The organism is Mesorhizobium sp. M0500, assembly GCF_040321165.1.
GTDB lineage: Bacteria > Pseudomonadota > Alphaproteobacteria > Rhizobiales > Rhizobiaceae > Mesorhizobium.
In genome coordinates this window covers 1-15,336 of record NZ_JAMYRB010000045.1, presented here as the reverse complement: position 1 = coordinate 15,336, position 15,336 = coordinate 1, and the positions used below count along the sequence as shown (strand labels likewise).

Below are 15,336 nucleotides of genomic sequence, written 5' to 3'. Positions count from 1 at the left end.
TGATGAAAGATGATTTTTTTCATCATAACGACGTCCGGTGATTGGGGTCGGTCGGCAGTCCGGAAAAGGTAAGCGGACGGTAGCGGCTCCCTTACGAGAGGCTGTTCACTGCTTGGCTTTCTGCTGAAAATTTCCTATAGCCACGGACCTGGACCCTCGTGATGCACGGGATTCGTTTTTAATGCAGGAAAACATTTTAGCGCGATTGCGATCGTCTCAGCCGAGCCTCAGTCCGGCACTCCTTCGCATCAGTGAGTACGTCCTCAAGGATCCCGCGAAGGTCGTGCACCAGACCATCACGGAGGTCGCTGACGGATCTGGATCGAGCGAAGCGAGCGTTTTGCGGTTCTGCAGAGACATCAAATTTTCGAGCTTTCAGCGTTTCAAACTGGCATTGGGAATCGAACTGTCAACTAACCAGACAATCAGACATGCCAGCCCGTCCGGCGACATCATCGACGATACGCTGTCTATGGCCGTCACGGCACTCAATCAGACAAAGGACCTGTTGAACCAGGCCGCCCTTGAATTGGCGGTAAAACATATCATACGAGCGAAAAGTATCGATCTCTACGGTTTGGGCGGCTCTGCGAACGTAGCCCGATATGCGCATTACTTGTTTATTAGATCTGGACTGATGTCGCGCGTGCTGGACGACCCGCATCTCGCCGTCATGAGCGCGGTGAATCTCGGACCCAAGCACGTGGCGCTGGCAATTTCGGAATCTGGCTCAAGCAAGGATACCATCAACTCACTCATGGCAGCCAAGGCTGCTGGCGCGTTCACCATAGCAATCACATGTCACATACGCAGTCCAATCGCTGCCAAGGCGGACGCTGTGCTGGCAGCATCCTCGACGGACACCCCCATCATGCGAGGAGCGTTCTCCCGGGTCGCTGGACAATATTTGATCATCGACATCCTCGCCAACATGATCGTTAAAGATGGCAGCAAGTTCCAGGCGGCTATGCAGCGAACCGCAGAGGCTACCATAGATAAAAGCTTTTAACCGAAACGTTCGCGCAGGTAGTCGTTCAGGAAACGACCGTCCGGATCAAAGCGAGCCCTTTGGGAAACAAAATCGCGGTACCTTGGGTACAAGCCTTCGATCTCCGGCCGCCCCAGACTGTGAAGTTTGCCCCAGTGCGGACGACCGTTCGCGGAAGAAAAGATTGTCTCGCAATCACGAATGAAATCCCAGTAATCTTCTCCTGCCGCGCCGGACACGGATATCATCGCAGTCTTTCGTTCAAAGTATGGACTCAGCCAAATGTCGTCAGCCGCTACAGTTCTATACTCCACCGGAAATATCTGCGACGGGTACTTTGTCTTTATCAACTTGCGGATTTCGCGGAATACCGACGGACCGTCCCCGTAAGCCACCGCGTACTCGCATTCATTGTGGTTCGGCATCGGAATTGAACCCGGAAATATCCGGTAGCTCGGCCCTATTCTCTCGCCGACCCGATCTTCGACAGACTCCGGCGATTGAGCCGTGACGTTCAGCGTCCTCAGTTCGCAGACATCGGATTTGCTGCGAGTACGTCCCATGCCAAACGTGTTGGGCAGGCTGTATAACGAGGCCGAGTGTTCGGTCGGGCACCAGAAAACGCGGAGACTCCGGTTTTGTTGGCATAGCTGATCCAGGTGATCCATGCATTCTTCGAAATCCTCACGCCATATTTTGTCATGAAGATCAAAGGCGGGAACAAGCTTCATCGTGACGGAAAGTACTACGCCGAACATTCCGATGGAGACTTTTGCAGCGTTGAGGGCATCCGCGTCCTGTGAAGCATCGATATTGACGATTGATCCGTCGCCAGTAGCTATTCGCATTCCAACTATCGGCCCCGCTAAGCATTTTAAACTGTCACCACTGCCATGCGTACCCGTCGATACGGCCCCGCTTATGGTTTGCAGATCGATGTCGCCTTGATTCGGCAACGCCCAACCTGCAGAGCGCAGTTCAGAGCCGACGTCACAAATCCGCGTTCCGCCGCGAAGCGTCACCCGGCCGTTGGCATGGTCGATGTTTTCGATCCCGGATAGGCGCTCCGCGGAGATCAGAACGCCGTCCGTGGGGACAATTGGCGTATATGAGTGCCCCGTACCAACAACGCGAATTCGCAGGTTGTTCAAGGCTGCTGCCTTTATCGTACTGCAGACGTCATCGTCCGAGCTTGGCATCTCGAAATGCTTTACCCTGCAAACCTGATTGCTCACCCAGTTCCGCCAAATTAAGCTCGGGCCGAGTGTCGGCGATCCCGGTTGTGAAGAAGGCAATGGAGTTCTCCTGGTATGTGTTACTGGGTCCTTTGACGGATACGAGCACGGGCGTGATGGGTATCATCATCGCGCTGTATATAAAAGACGATTTTTTTCATTCTTAATCGAATTGCACCGAGGCGGAAATCCGACTCTCATGCGTCACCAATCGAAAACCGTCTTGAACGGTTTCCAGGCCTCATCGGAGCCGGGCTCTGCTCATCTCAAGCCTTGATGGCTCCCGAACTCAGGCTCGGAAACTAGAGCCCCGCATTATGCGCGGAGGCAGCGGCAGTCGATGGACCAGTGTTGAATTTCGGCTGCATGCGAGCTCAGAAGGGAGGTATCCAAGGGAGCAATAAACATCCACTGTCGTGCCGGACCGAACCTCAGCAGATGTTCTGCCAACCGCACGTATAGGGCTTAAGCGTCATGTGCTTGCTCGTTGTCGAACTTGATTTACTCTAAGACATCACGATTCATCCTTTGATGACCTGCCCGCGCTTTTCATTGCATGCAGGATACCGTGGCTCCCGGAGGTAGCTTCAGTGCGTCACCGTGCCTCATGCTAGGGTGTTACCCCCACAGGTGCGGGCGGAACTCGTCCACGCCGCTGCTAAACCTTCAACATTGGGCAAAGCAAGCCTCTAAGCTCCTCCAACGATGCCTTGGGCTCAAACATTCCTCAGCTGACTGTGATGATGGCGCGCGCGCACTAACGCGCATTAGCGCATATTTGCATTTCGCGCGGCATTAAGGCCGATGAAGCCGTCCTGAATGAGAACGCGCTCGCTCGCAGACACGCCCATAACTTCGCGGCTATCAGCAGCACGGAAGGGTGGGGCTTGCGGACACCGATGTTATCGGAGGAGAAGAGCCGTGGGCTTGCAAGCCCCAAATGTCAGCGGCTCTCATGCGGTGGATGAGTCGAAACTGATGTACTCGATACGACACAAAGGGAATGGTAAGCCAGTGGAGCAGTTCAATTGAGCAGGTGTCGCCAACAGGCTCATCGAGGGGCCAGCTGGATCTCAACCTCGACTGTTTCCATTAAGTGTTCCGGCCAGCTTACACGCCATGACGCTTAGTATAGGCGGTTGTTGATCGTCTCGCTCAATTCCGGAGAGCGTTGCCTGATTCCTTCCGGATGTACCGGGACACCTTCTGCGGCGAGTTTTGTCGAACACCTCGGATGCTATGATTTTCGTCTCCGCAAGGGTGCCCGTCAAAATCGAAGATGATCAGTCCAGGCCGAGGCCGATCGGAGGTCGTGATTGAGGATGCGACACTCATTTCGGGTCACCCGGACGAATAACGGGCAACAAATCAAGTCCCTCGTGACGATGGACGACGACATCCGTTCCGTCCAACATGATGACGTCGTATGAGGGTGCAGCCGCGACGAATATGGGCTTGCCATATTGTTCCCAGTCCAGAACGATATGCTGCGCCGTGCCACGGCTGGCAGTGAAGGAGATTCCTGACAGACTGCCTGCTGCAGCGACATGCCGATGACCAAAGAGCATGTGGCGGACCGATGCGTTTTTCTTAACAATGGAAAAGAACCGCTCGGTCTCCTTCATGTCGCATGTCCTAAAGCAGGGCACATGCAAGTCCGATGGTGAATGGTGCATAGCAACCACGACTGGTCGGCCGGCGCCACGGACAAGCTGCTCTTGGAGCCATTCAAACCGGCCACCGTCGAGACAACCGCCAGGACTAATGTCGTCCTTCGAGTCGAGCAAGACGAGGAGCCACTCGTGCAGGTCTACAGCCGCCTGAACGAAGCCTTCTCCGCCGAAGACGCCTCGAAACGCGGTGCGGTTGTCATGGTTGCCGATGGTCAGATAGACGGGGAGCCGGACGTCCGACAAAATCTCGCGCAAGAGCACATAGGCGGCCGGATCCCCCGTGTCAGCAAGGTCGCCGGTAATAAGGATGAGTTTCGCATCTGCGTGTACGCGCGAGACGTGGTCCAAGGTGTCGCATAATCTCTGCGCCGGATCGATGCCGTAAAGCATCTTGCCAGGTGCGACAAAATGGGGGTCTGTTATATGAATGATTTTTTGCATTGCTCCACACTTACATAAGCCCGACTCCGGAAGGAAATGGGGCAAGAAACAGGTCTTAGGTTGGACCAGTAAATGACCATTCGTTATGGGGACCATTTATCGGCCACAAAAGCGACGATTTCAGCGGCGCTGACATGGACCGGGCGCCGCAATATGTTGCCTTGAGGCCCATTATGCGACCGCCTTCGTCGCTTCGTTACACAGGCACCTCAAAATTTGTGCCATTTCCGCCCGTTCAGAGTGGACGGCTGCGTACCGCTTGCAATCGTTTCGGCCGGGCCGGTAGAATCCTCGACCTCCCGCTAGGTCACCTTGATTCATGGAGTGTCAGGCGAAAAGTTTCCATGCGGAGCCGGCCCCATTCGAGCGGCCGGGTTTTACTTTCCGGCGTCCTGCACCAACGCAACGAGGCCCGGCGTCGGAGTCGGCTCCAACTCGGGGAAACCGCGCAAGCCTAGCAGGGCCAGGCACGCCTTGTTGCGGGCATCCACGACCGCCTGCAGCCGCTCCAAGGATGCCGCCCGCCTGTGCTGAATCAGCGCATCCATGATCGCGCTACGTACCGGTTCCCTCCGAAAATGGTCAGGGGCCACTCCCACTTCGATGTGAGTCCGCTGCTGGCTTGGGGCTTGGGGCCGGTTAGACCGCGCCGAAGCCCCGCGGGCCTTCACGGCCTAGATGAATTTTGAACGTGCCTGTCTTCCGGGGCTGCCCAGCTCTCTATGAAATCCAGCGGATCTACGCTTTCCATCATTGCCCTCGCGAGCGTCATACGGCGCCAAACACGGCCCTTGATTGTCAGAAAAATAGAGTATGAAAGCGAGGGCACCATCAGCGTCAGATCAGATTATGAAGCGCGCGCACGCCAGCGGCCGCGGCATTGTTTTCACGCCCAGTGATTTTCTCGACATTGCTGGCCGTGCGGCAGTCGATCAGGCTTTGTCGCGTCTGGTCCAAGGCGGCAAGCTCCGACGCCTGGCCCGCGGCCTCTACGATTTCCCCAAAGTGCACGCAAAGCTTGGTCCGCTATCACCGGCGCCAGACGACGTAGCTCAAGCACTCGCCGGTGAGACTGGATCGCAGGCACAGATCACTGGAGCCCGGGCAGCAAATGCCCTTGGCCTATCCACGCAGGTGGCAGCCAAGAGCATTTATCTCACCGACGGCCCCGCCAGGCGTGTTGTGCTTGACAAGCGAACCGTCGATTTGCGTCACGCTTCCCCGAAGCATCTGATCGCGCCGGGTAGCCCAGTCGGGACCATTGTCCAGGCCCTGCGGCATCTTGGTCCCTCCCGCGCCATCGATATCGCTCATGTGGCTGCCCGCAGTCTATCTGCCGGCGACAAGAAGGTGCTTCCTAATAGTGCCGTACAAGCCCCAGCTTGGATGAGGCCAACGCTTATGTCTATCGCTCTAGGCGCGTCCGGGCCGGCTGATGGATAAGGTTGCTGTTTCAAACCGCTCCGATCGCTCCGCGCTGTTCGGCCAGGCAGGCGCGGCGCGTGGCGTCGACAACACCATCATCGAGAAAGACTTCTGGGTCTGCTGGACGCTGAAGCGGCTCGTCGAGTTACAAAAAGAAAACGCACCCGCCCTCGTGTTCAAAGGCGGGACGTCGCTGTCGAAAGCCTTTACACCTCTCCTTCGATCGGACTGACCTTGGTTACACTGGTGAGCGCGATCCCGAGAAAGAAGGCCTTAGTTGAAAAGCTGCGGGCAAACTCATCGATGCCCTCGTAGCCGATACCGAAAGGTACATCGCGGATTCAGTTTTGCCGCCACTTCAAGACGCCATCGCCCTCGCACCTCGGCATTCCAGATGATGGTGGATGGTCACTGGGAATCGACGGTAACGACCCCCAGACCGTTAACTTTCACTGCCCGACTGCCCTGTCGGCGGGAGAGTACGCAGGCATGACTTACATCACACCTCGGGTGAAGCTAGAATTCGGCGCCCGAGGCGATCCATGGCCGACCGAACAGCGGACCATTCGCCCATATGCGGCCGACGACTTTCCGGATTTCTTCGACGATCCAGACTGCACCGTAACCGTGCTGTCGGCACGACGCACATTCTGGGAAAAGGCCACTGCACTTCATGCGGAGGCACACCGGCCGGATGAAATTCCGACTCCGCAATACTTCTCGCGGCACTACTATGATATCGCGATGCTCCTAGAAACTGCGGATGGGAAGGCCGCAGCGACCAACTTCGACCTCCTCGAGCAGGTGGCGAGGCACAAAGCAGTATTTTTCCGCTCGGGGTGGGCTAACTACGATACCGCCCGGCCCGGCACGTTACGACTGATGCCCTCTGAGGCCAGGCAGAGAGACCTCCGTGCTTCTATCGCGACATGTCTCCGATGATGTTCGACGAGAAGCCATTAGCATTCGACGAAATCCTTGCCCGGATTCAAATGCTGGAGGGCGAAATCAACGCCCTAGCCTCGGCTCCCTAAATTCCTCCGAATAGTAATGTCGCATTCCGCTACCGAGCGAATCTATTCCAAGCGTTCCATCCCGTCTTAGGCCTGTTTTCCAGTGTGAATGTTAAAGGGTTAGTATGCGCTCGATTTTCATTCCTCATTCTGAGCTGTAGACAAGCGTCATCCGTTCTTGACTTGTTCCGAAATCATCACGCATATCAGTTACCCAAAGCTGGCGGAGCAGACGAATGAGCAATTTGGAGTTAAAAGAATTTCATTCCTTCCTTGAAGAGTTGATTGAGGAATCGTCACGCGAGGGACGGTTCTCGGTCGACAAGACTATTAGCACGATTGTAACCCGGTACCCCGAGCGCATTGCGAATGTTCAGGATCACATCAACGACCTGGGTCTCAGGGCGCTGGTTCGAAACAACTGTCGCGCTAAAAATAGCGCGGCCAGCACCGGCCCTGACATGTTTGGCCACTATCGCCTCGGCAAACGTATTTCAGTACCGTACCGAGATGAGAAGGGCAAACTGCGCTGGGATAGGAAGCGGCGCAGCGAGTTATCTTTTGCTGACCTCGATGAGATCGTGGCACGCTGGAGTGACCGTCCCACCCGTCAGTCGCAGGAACGCCGGGATTTCGACGATATCGCTAGAAGGACGAAACCATATCGCAACGAGGCGCACAGTGTCGGCGAGGCCCTCGAGATGGCGCAGCGAGACGGCCGATAGACTAGCATCCCGCGTCGGGCAGCAGCCTATTTCCGCTGAAACTTCCTAGCCTACCAGATGCTGGACTTATGCGGGTTCTACAACAGCTTCCGCATTCGCTGCGGCCTTTTTCTTACGCTTCTTTTTCATTCCTTCCGCGTCGGCCGAGTTGTCGGATACGAAGGTGTAGCTGCGCTCTATGCCCCGCACATGAAGAGCCTTCATAGTTCTCATCATGCTGATGCGGGAAAAGAGAGGCAGATTGAGCGACCGGTTTGCCGGGTCCTTTCGGGTAACAATGACAAACTGAATATGGCACTTGCCATCGGCTAGGAGAGCCATTGCGTTTTCTGATCCCTCGGCATCCAGCGCTGCCGTAAGGAGCACCGCCAACCTTGCGACCGCTTCGGTATCCAGCCGAAGAAGCTCAATCGCGTTGATCCCTTGATTGAAAAGGTGGCTGAGCTGAGCCGAGAGCGTCGAAATCTTAACATGATAGAATACCGCACTTCCGTTCTGGACTGCCAGCAGGTCGCATGGTTCCACCTGCGTCTGGCCTTCAGGAGCGATGTTCGTTTTGTCGAGGCACGCAATTCCGGCCTGGGCCTGGGCAACGGCCAGATTGTACGCACCTTCGCTCGACTGCGTATAGGCGGGAAGATTTGCGGCGATGTAGAGCGGATCGAGATAGGTGGTGAGGCGGGTAATGTAATTGTTGTCGACGCGGTACCATTGTCCTTCCGAGAAGTGGAACGTTGAGCCACCCGCAATCGCGAGCGTTGTATCGAACACAAGGCTCTTGAGAATGCTGTACCTGTCTCGCGAGGCCCCGTCCTCATCCGTGAGGACGAGGCTGTGGTGAGACAGGTCATTAAGACCCACGTCGGCCAGTTCGAAACTCCTGCTGGCGAGGTAGTCATAGTAGCGCCCGATATACACGTCGTCATATATGAGGCTGGGGCCAGTGCCAGAGAAGGCGACGAACACGTTGTCGCTGTAGTTTATAATCTCCGGGACCGTGAGGTTTAGGTCCGGGTCCTTGGCATGTAGAGCCGCCAACAACTGTTCGTTCAGAGCAACGAGTGTTGCCGGATCCTTCACTGGCACGATGTTCTGTATACCTGGAAATGATACTTTGAACTGCTCGGCGCCGTATAGCTCCAGCAGCTTCTCGCAGAGCTGAGCAAGACCCTCAGCGAGAGTGTCGGTGCTGATGCGCAGATTGCTGGCACCGGTAGCATGGCGAAATAGTTCCTTGTGTTCGTCTCGCACTTTGCCGGTAAGGCTCCGCAGGATGGTGCTGTCGCGATCGAAGTCGAAAAGTGTCAGCTCTGACTCGATCGGCAGCTGCGTACGCTGGCGCTTTGCCGCGCTCGGCTCGAGCGTGTCCGTGCTTTTCAGCTTTTTCGGATCGAGGCTGTTGAGCGTGACACGCAGGCCGAAGTCATACTCGTAGCTCGTATCCCTGAGATTGTGTGCTACATGTCCGAACGATAGCGCGAAGCACCTGCCGCCAATCGGAAGAAAAACGAGTGCACCCTTGCTCACTTGGTCGAGATTCTTCTGGACGCCGAAATAGCCCCTCCACCAAGGTGGCCGCGGGTCACTGTCGAGCACGAAAAGTGTGGCCCCCTCGGGCAGGAAGCCAGCTTGGACCTCTGCATCCAGCGGATGGTCGTCGACAAGCGCATTTGCTTGGTCGAACCCCGGCTTGAGCAGATAGATTGAAAAAGATCGACTCTTGGACATGCATCCCCCCAAACTGTAATGGTAAGGGGATGGGAGGCAAAATACAAACAGCGTGCGCTACTGATTATTGAATATCCGCGTGGCTTTGGCCTCGTGGCTTTCGCTGGGATGCTCACCGGGGACCGTCAGTCGCGCTAACTGCCTCGATTGCGGCAACATCGACCTTCCTCATGTCCATCGTCGCCTCAAACATGCGTTTTGCTGTGTGACTTACCCCACTGAGATGCTGGAGTTGCATTCAGCTGAAGGCCACATCAATAAAGCCCTTTCCCTCCCTAATTCGTTCGAAGTCGGTGCGTAGGGGCTGGGCTTTATCGAGCCATTCCCGTTCATATGTGTCAAAGTCAACTGGGTCCTTCGGTTTGAAATCTTTGAGATCAGCCTTGTAGATCCGCGTATCGCCAACGCGCCGCGCGATTTCCGTCATCAGCAGCCCGCGCGGAATCGTGCGATATTTCCCACGCTCGGTCGACACGACCGCTATTGCTTTCGATTGGTGGCCGGCCGCCGGTACCGGCAGGATTGCATCCAGGATCGCAGTCGCTTCGCTGGGCTTTCCTTTGCCCATGTCCCATGGTGTACTATTTTCGCTGCCATGATGGCCGATCTTGAGGAAGTCGACGGCTTTGCCGAGCAGATCTTGGCGCTCGTTCCACATTACGTTCCACGAGCCATTCATCTTGCCTTCTTTGAAGTCGCCGTGCCATTCGGCATCGCCGACAAACAGCAGGCGCTTCTTGTTCCATTCGATCAGCAGAACGATGCTGGAATTGTTTTTCAGCGTGCCGTCCAGTTCCGCGAATGCTAAAGCGTTCGACTGCATGCGGGCACGAAGGGCGCGAAAAGAGGCCGGACTGATATTGTGGGGCAAAGGCGGCTCTTGCCCTTCCGCTGAGACATCGAACTCCTTTTCCTCGTCTAACGCGGCCGCTCCCAGCACGCCCTTCAATGTACGCTGGGCGGTCGCGCCGAGATAAAAACGATCGAAATCAGCCTCCGGGCCTAGGATATTGATTGTCGCTTTATGGAGTTTGATGCCATGCGTTTCGTTGGTTTCGCCGGAGTGCACATACGTCGGTTCTCCGCCGTCGAGCAGCGTCTTGCGCAATGTCTGCATGGCGCCTTTGTTGTCGATCTGGAAAACTGACAAGAGCTCGCTTGCGCGAGGGCTCAGACTGGGGCCAAGTGCTGCAAGCCCCCGCATGGCCTGCTCAGCCATCCCCCTAATCTTGCGTGTCTTTCCCGCCTGCGGATGCTTGGGATCCATAGCGCAGTTCATCCAAACCGCGCCGACCTTCATGTTCTCGAACAGCTTGGGATCGAAGCCCGCTATGTGATCCTTGTGCTCGTGCGTGACAACGACAAGATCGAGGCGCTTTTTTCCGTTCTGTGCGTCTGGCAACTCGCTCTCAAGTTGCTTCATCGCCGTGGCAAGGAATTTCTCTTCGCTCCAGGTGCCGCAGTCGATCAGCATATGGAATGCGTCTTCCCTCTTGTCGGTCTTGCCTGGGATCCGGACATAAATGCAGTCGCCCAGACCGACGTCGTACAGGCGGATCAGGAGCTCATTTGCCATCTAAGCGCTCCCAAGCTGGAATCATCGTCATCGTAAACATGAAAGTGCGGCGAGAGCTCAAACCGAACTGAGCCGTCAACTTCGCGCGCGATCAGCGGCGGTGTAAGGCTTCCAATGAGACCTTCGGGGCCGGCGAGTTCCTCGCCAACCATCCCCTCGTCGATGCGCCTGACCAGCGCGTCGAGATATTCCTGCTTGCGCTGCTTGCCAGCCTCCAGCTCAGTCAAGGCTGCCTTCTCGGTGCCAAAGAGTTTTTTGCCTGCTTTCACCTTCTCCATCGCCACGCTTGCGGTGGCAAAGGGTTCGCTGCCTGGCTTGCGCGCCCAATAAAGCAGGCTGCCATTTACGTCGAAGACCATGGTCGCGCCACAGAGGAGACTGGTCGTCTTGCCATTAAACGAGCCAAACTGTGTGCCCACCAACGCCAGATCCTCGCGCCACAGATATTGGAGGATGATCTGTTTGGGCTGGAAGAGGCCCGGGCCGACCATTTTCTCGGAGGTGAAGACCTCATCGACGATGATGTCGACATGGTCGGGAATGAAGAGCTTGTCGCGGTTGTCATCGAGATAACGATAGGCAGCGGCACGCGAACTCCCGGTGAGCTCCGGGTCGTGCGTAATTGTTCCTGGCATCCGATCGTACAAGGGCGCGCGCACCAGCAAGTCGGTCCTCTCCTCTGCGGTCATGATCTCGCGGTGGACGAAAATATCGGCGATCATCTCGTGATAGTTGTTGGGGTCGGTTGGATTTGCGATCGCGAGGTTGCGTAAGACAGCCCGCGCATAGTCGTTGAACGTAACCTCGACTGGCGGCAAAAGATCGAGCGCCTGGATAGCAATTGTCTGCATCTGAGCGACCGCATACTGTAACGATTGAGCCGGTGTGTGTGTCTCCCCGTCGCTGCGCTCTCGCTTGAGATATTGCTCGGCCAACGCAACGAAGATGTCGAACATGGCTCCGGTCATCACCTCCGAGAGGACGTGAGGTTCGACCTCATCCTTGTATTTGCCCAGCAAATGATCATTGGCCGCGCTACGAAGGTATGGTTGTCCTGACACGGCGTTGCCGAACTCAGTGGCGACCGAAGCGATGAGTTCGTCGCCGGATTTCGTCTTCAAGTGGCCCTTGGTCCGGACCGCAAGCTCCTTGCGGAATGAATTGTTCCGCAACGTCATCAAGATTGCGGTCAGGTCACCAAGGAATTCGTGAAAGGCACCCGTCTGCGGCGAGACCGCTTCCAGAAGATAAGGCCGAATGCCATCCAGCAGTGCATGACCAAACTCGTGATTGACGATATCGCTGGACAAGCAGGTGTGAATGCGCTGACCGCTGTCATCGTCAAAATAGTAGAACTGCAGTGATTTGCTCTCTCGGTCGTAGTAGGCGTTTGCACCGTAACCGGCATTCGGCGTGACCAGAAGCCGATTGCCTTCGAACGCCCAGGATATGCGCCGGCCGAGCCCGCTTGGGCTCTCGAAGAAATCAAGTGTGCTTTGCAAAATTGCCCAGGTGCTGACCTGGCGGAAGTGAGCGGTTTCTTTCAGAACTTTATCGACCTTGCAGCCCTTAGGATCGAGAAAAACCTTCTCGCCGACGCTCCATTTCGCCGGTTCTTCCAGCGTATTTGTGGTGCTGTCGTAATCAACAATAGCGAACCTCGCGCTTGTCGGGCCATCGCCAATGCGCGGCTCCCAAGGCACATAAAAATCGTCATCGATTTCCAGGCCGGGATTCTGCTTCGCGACAAGGGGATCCTTGTAATATGTGTCGAAGCGAACCTTGAGGCCGAGCTTCTTTTGCGTCGCCCCATCCAGAAACCGCCGGGAGGCATAGACATCTCGCGTCTCAGCAGGCGAAAGGCTCACCGCTACAGCCTTTTCGCCCTTCTTAACGGGACTGCTCTTTTTCGCCATCTGCATCCCCCTCGAATGACTGCGAATCGGCCCTGCAATTGTGAACTTGAAGATATCACGGCTGCCTGCGCTAGCTGCCGGCTTCTTTAGCCAACCGATCTTTCATGAGGTCACCATAAGGCTCAACATCGAATGCCGTTGGAAAATTCTCAGGCTTATATGCCGAGATGGCCGCCTTCCGATCCAGAACCGACTGATGAACAAACGGCCGCGGCTCCAGTCGCTCGATCGTGCGAGGCTCGGCCTGCGGAAGATAGAAACCGAGCGCCGATTTTCGCTTCCATTCACGCCATTTGGCCGATTTTGGAATCCACTCGAGCGGCTTCCAGCCCCAGGTCATTGAATCGTGCACGGTCCCAAGTGGATTGGGGCTGACGAAGTTCATCTTCCCCTCACCCTCTCCTGTTCCGAAGACGAGGCGCTCCCGCATCCGAGAATTGATCTGCAATCCAAATGCCGTGGCTTCATCAATCATCCAGTCGAGCGGAAATTTAGAGATAGCGCTGTCCTCTTCAGGATAGCCACTACCGACATCCGAATGACATCCGGCGAACCAGACTTGCCTGATATCTTGCTGGTTTGCCGGCGCAGTTTTGTCGAAAGGATTTTCGACGAACGGCTGCGGCTCGACCCACCGGTTCAGGCGGAACATGCGACGATGCTCATCGATCGCAATCGCATGGCGAAAGACCTCGACACTCGGATTGGTCCTTGTATGCGGCAGTGTCAGAAGCTGTGGCAGAAGTCGGTCTCGTCGCGGCACGATGACCGACGCCACCGTGTCCCATACACCAAGAAATTTGATGCGAGCGTCTCGGGCTCCTGAGACCTTAGAAAAGTGCCAGGCAACGCTGAGATCGTGCTCATCGCTGGCTTGCTTGTAAGAGCTCACGGCATACTGGACGATGTTGAGCTGATCCGGTTGCAGCAGGCCGATCATGTGGATCAAGCCCGCAACAGCTCGAGCTGTGTAGGCTCCTCGGCTGAAGCCAAAGAGGAAAATTGCGTCCCCTTCTGCGTAGTGTCGGCAGATGAATGCGTAGGCACTGGCGATTTCAGCATCGAGCCCATACCCGGTCGCAAGCTCAAATACAGATTTGGTGTTTTGTCGCCAGCGGGTCCAGGCGTCGCTGGCCCCGATCGTGCCTATGCCAGCGTCGTAGTAGACGCGCTGTTCCTCGCTCTTCTTCAGGATGCGGAACAGCTTCAAAACGTTCGAAAGATTGCGCTCGATCTGATTTCCCGTACCGTCGCAGCAGACAACGATGTTTTTCCCCACCTTGTTTTACGCTCCCCCACTGATGCATCTAGACTAAACTGGACGATTTTGAACCTGTATCGTCTAGCACGGTTTTTCGGTCGGACCTTCCCCGAAGCAGTCTAAATCTCCGTTTTAGGTTCGCGTTTCCTGCGGATACGGGCCGCAGGTCGGAAGCATACCGCGAATTGAAGTGCGACAATTGTTGCGCTCCTCTAGGATTCTGTAATCCGAATCACTGAGTGTAAGTTATTTCGTGGACAGCAACACCGGCATGGACATCCAAAAGGCGATTTCTAGCCTCCTCAATCCGTCGAAGCTAGGCGCGCACGTCGCCTGCGCCGTCGCGCACGACGCGCAATGCGAAGACGACGGGCCACGGACCGCACTACTCCATGTGCGTTTCAAGGAGGACGAACCGCAGATCGATGCCCTAGCGGAGTTTCTGTGGGGCCAGTGCATGTACTACGCCCTGCCGCGAAAGCGGCGGCTTGAGTACACGGCGGCGATCGAGAAGGATTTCACACTGATCGCCCGGGTGCATCAGGCTGTCCGGGACGTCTTCATCACCTTCAATGCCACCAGCCCGTCGCGCGCTAGCGAACTAGGCGAGGTGCTCGCCTATTGCGTCGTTCAGCACCATCTTTCAGCGGCACAGGTCGCGGCAAAGATGGCGCTTAAAACCTCCGCCAACATGCCAGTCCACGGCCTAGACGGGATCCACGCCACTTTTGAAGGCGATGCCTGACAATCTTTTTCCTGGAATCGAAGCTCGCAGGGAGCGCGAACGCCGGCCTTAAGGACTATGCCAAATCCGCCGCGGGATTTCTCGCCAACCGGAAACAGTACCTTCGCGAATATGAGTTGGTATCGGACCTTGGGCATTTGGACTCTCTGGAGGGCGCGGCCCGGGAAGCGGCGCTCGATTTCTTCGACATCGTCGGCAAACCTCGGCAGCCTCAAAGGCCTTTCGTATTATGTGGGGGTCAATCGAATCGCCCTCCAAGGCTGACAGGCAGAGGGTCACCGCCTTATGCCAGCGAGGCCCTCGCCGGGTCCACATCTTGAGCTGCTCAAGGGCTTCCTTCGCATTGTTGCAGCCATGCCTGACGCCGCTTTCGGTCTTCACGAACACCGGAGGGACGAACCAGATGGACGCCATGATACCTCCTACTCAGGGGAGAGATACATCTTGGCCTCCTTGGCAGCCGCCTCGAAGGCTTCACGGACCTCTTGGGGGGAGGATTTGCCCTCGAACGCATCCACGCAGGACTGGACCGCCTTGGTCCACTTCGGGCCCTTTGTGTCCCACGCCATGAGTTCCTCGGCGGCTCCCTCGACGTGGCTGACCCCATTGC

The 15,336-nt window shown here is 56.3% G+C and carries 14 protein-coding genes; 6 read left to right on the top strand and 8 right to left on the bottom strand.

Features of this window, described 5'->3' with window-relative positions; genetic code table 11:
• Positions 1–181: 181 nt before the first annotated feature.
• The gene (locus NKI70_RS32355) at positions 182–1,009 is read left to right on the top strand and encodes a MurR/RpiR family transcriptional regulator (RefSeq protein ID WP_352530987.1); all 828 of its coding nucleotides are present in this window, start codon (positions 182–184) and stop codon (positions 1,007–1,009) included.
• Here the strand turns inward: NKI70_RS32355 and NKI70_RS32350 are convergent.
• The 3 genes from NKI70_RS32350 to NKI70_RS32340 form a co-directional block, all read right to left on the bottom strand.
• Entirely contained in the window at positions 1,006–2,223 is a 1,218-nt protein-coding gene (locus NKI70_RS32350; RefSeq protein WP_352530989.1) for a D-arabinono-1,4-lactone oxidase, read from the bottom strand. The genes NKI70_RS32355 and NKI70_RS32350 overlap by 4 nt on opposite strands.
• A 1,331-nt stretch (positions 2,224–3,554) precedes the next feature.
• Positions 3,555–4,337, bottom strand: coding sequence for a metallophosphoesterase (locus NKI70_RS32345; protein WP_352530991.1), 783 nt, complete (start codon positions 4,335–4,337; stop codon positions 3,555–3,557).
• 377 nt (positions 4,338–4,714) lie between these two features.
• Positions 4,715–4,885, bottom strand: coding sequence for a hypothetical protein (locus tag NKI70_RS32340; protein WP_352579771.1), 171 nt, complete (start codon positions 4,883–4,885; stop codon positions 4,715–4,717).
• Between the two features lie 301 nt (positions 4,886–5,186).
• Between NKI70_RS32340 and NKI70_RS32335 the strand changes: the two genes are divergently transcribed.
• The 4 genes from NKI70_RS32335 to NKI70_RS32325 all read left to right on the top strand — a co-directional run bounded on the left by NKI70_RS32335 (position 5,187) and on the right by NKI70_RS32325 (position 7,500).
• Positions 5,187–5,780, top strand: coding sequence for a DUF6088 family protein (locus tag NKI70_RS32335; RefSeq protein WP_352624837.1), 594 nt, complete (start codon positions 5,187–5,189; stop codon positions 5,778–5,780).
• Complete coding sequence (locus NKI70_RS34145; protein ID WP_502894689.1) at positions 5,773–5,994, top strand: hypothetical protein; 222 nt, start codon at positions 5,773–5,775, stop codon at positions 5,992–5,994. The genes NKI70_RS32335 and NKI70_RS34145 overlap by 8 nt, the downstream gene beginning before the upstream one ends.
• Before the next feature lie 257 nt (positions 5,995–6,251).
• Positions 6,252–6,704, top strand: coding sequence for a nucleotidyl transferase AbiEii/AbiGii toxin family protein (locus tag NKI70_RS34140; RefSeq protein ID WP_502897031.1), 453 nt, complete (start codon positions 6,252–6,254; stop codon positions 6,702–6,704).
• A gap of 307 nt (positions 6,705–7,011) precedes the next feature.
• Positions 7,012–7,500: a hypothetical protein gene (locus tag NKI70_RS32325; RefSeq protein ID WP_352530995.1), complete on the top strand. Its 489-nt coding sequence runs from the start codon at positions 7,012–7,014 to the stop codon at positions 7,498–7,500.
• A gap of 66 nt (positions 7,501–7,566) precedes the next feature.
• Here NKI70_RS32325 and NKI70_RS32320 read toward each other — a convergent pair whose 3' ends face one another.
• The 4 genes from NKI70_RS32320 to NKI70_RS32305 all read right to left on the bottom strand — a co-directional run bounded on the left by NKI70_RS32320 (position 7,567) and on the right by NKI70_RS32305 (position 13,999).
• Positions 7,567–9,228 carry a DUF6119 family protein gene (locus NKI70_RS32320; RefSeq protein WP_352530997.1) on the bottom strand — a complete coding sequence of 554 codons (1,662 nt, stop codon included), beginning with the start codon at positions 9,226–9,228 and terminating at the stop codon, positions 7,567–7,569.
• 238 nt (positions 9,229–9,466) lie between these two features.
• On the bottom strand, positions 9,467–10,804 hold the full coding sequence (locus NKI70_RS32315) for an MBL fold metallo-hydrolase (protein ID WP_352726160.1): 1,338 nt from the start codon (positions 10,802–10,804) through the stop codon (positions 9,467–9,469).
• Entirely contained in the window at positions 10,786–12,720 is a 1,935-nt protein-coding gene (locus NKI70_RS32310) for a gluzincin family metallopeptidase (protein ID WP_352726158.1), read from the bottom strand. The genes NKI70_RS32315 and NKI70_RS32310 overlap by 19 nt, the downstream gene beginning before the upstream one ends.
• 70 nt (positions 12,721–12,790) lie before the next feature.
• Positions 12,791–13,999 carry a T6SS phospholipase effector Tle1-like catalytic domain-containing protein gene (locus tag NKI70_RS32305; protein WP_352531003.1) on the bottom strand — a complete coding sequence of 403 codons (1,209 nt, stop codon included), beginning with the start codon at positions 13,997–13,999 and terminating at the stop codon, positions 12,791–12,793.
• Between the two features lie 235 nt (positions 14,000–14,234).
• On the opposite strand from NKI70_RS32305, the gene NKI70_RS32300 reads away from it, so the two are divergent.
• Positions 14,235–14,726, top strand: a complete 492-nt coding sequence (locus tag NKI70_RS32300) for a Hachiman antiphage defense system protein HamA (RefSeq protein WP_352579763.1) — start codon at positions 14,235–14,237, stop codon at positions 14,724–14,726.
• Between the two features lie 422 nt (positions 14,727–15,148).
• Here NKI70_RS32300 and NKI70_RS32295 read toward each other — a convergent pair.
• On the bottom strand, positions 15,149–15,336 hold a 188-nt coding region (locus NKI70_RS32295; protein ID WP_352726156.1), incomplete at its 5' end, for a DUF982 domain-containing protein.

Coding starts and splice junctions, on each gene's coding strand:
- NKI70_RS32345 (WP_352530991.1), bottom strand. CDS start 4,337: ATGCAAAAAATCATTCATATAACAGACCCCCATTTTGTCGCACCTGGC.
- NKI70_RS32320 (WP_352530997.1), bottom strand. CDS start 9,228: ATGTCCAAGAGTCGATCTTTTTCAATCTATCTGCTCAAGCCGGGGTTC.
- NKI70_RS32355 (WP_352530987.1), top strand. CDS start 182: ATGCAGGAAAACATTTTAGCGCGATTGCGATCGTCTCAGCCGAGCCTC.
- NKI70_RS32315 (WP_352726160.1), bottom strand. CDS start 10,804: ATGGCAAATGAGCTCCTGATCCGCCTGTACGACGTCGGTCTGGGCGAC.
- NKI70_RS34140 (WP_502897031.1), top strand. CDS start 6,252: ATGACTTACATCACACCTCGGGTGAAGCTAGAATTCGGCGCCCGAGGC.
- NKI70_RS32335 (WP_352624837.1), top strand. CDS start 5,187: ATGAAGCGCGCGCACGCCAGCGGCCGCGGCATTGTTTTCACGCCCAGT.
- NKI70_RS32310 (WP_352726158.1), bottom strand. CDS start 12,720: ATGGCGAAAAAGAGCAGTCCCGTTAAGAAGGGCGAAAAGGCTGTAGCG.
- NKI70_RS32325 (WP_352530995.1), top strand. CDS start 7,012: ATGAGCAATTTGGAGTTAAAAGAATTTCATTCCTTCCTTGAAGAGTTG.
- NKI70_RS32340 (WP_352579771.1), bottom strand. CDS start 4,885: ATGGATGCGCTGATTCAGCACAGGCGGGCGGCATCCTTGGAGCGGCTG.
- NKI70_RS34145 (WP_502894689.1), top strand. CDS start 5,773: ATGGATAAGGTTGCTGTTTCAAACCGCTCCGATCGCTCCGCGCTGTTC.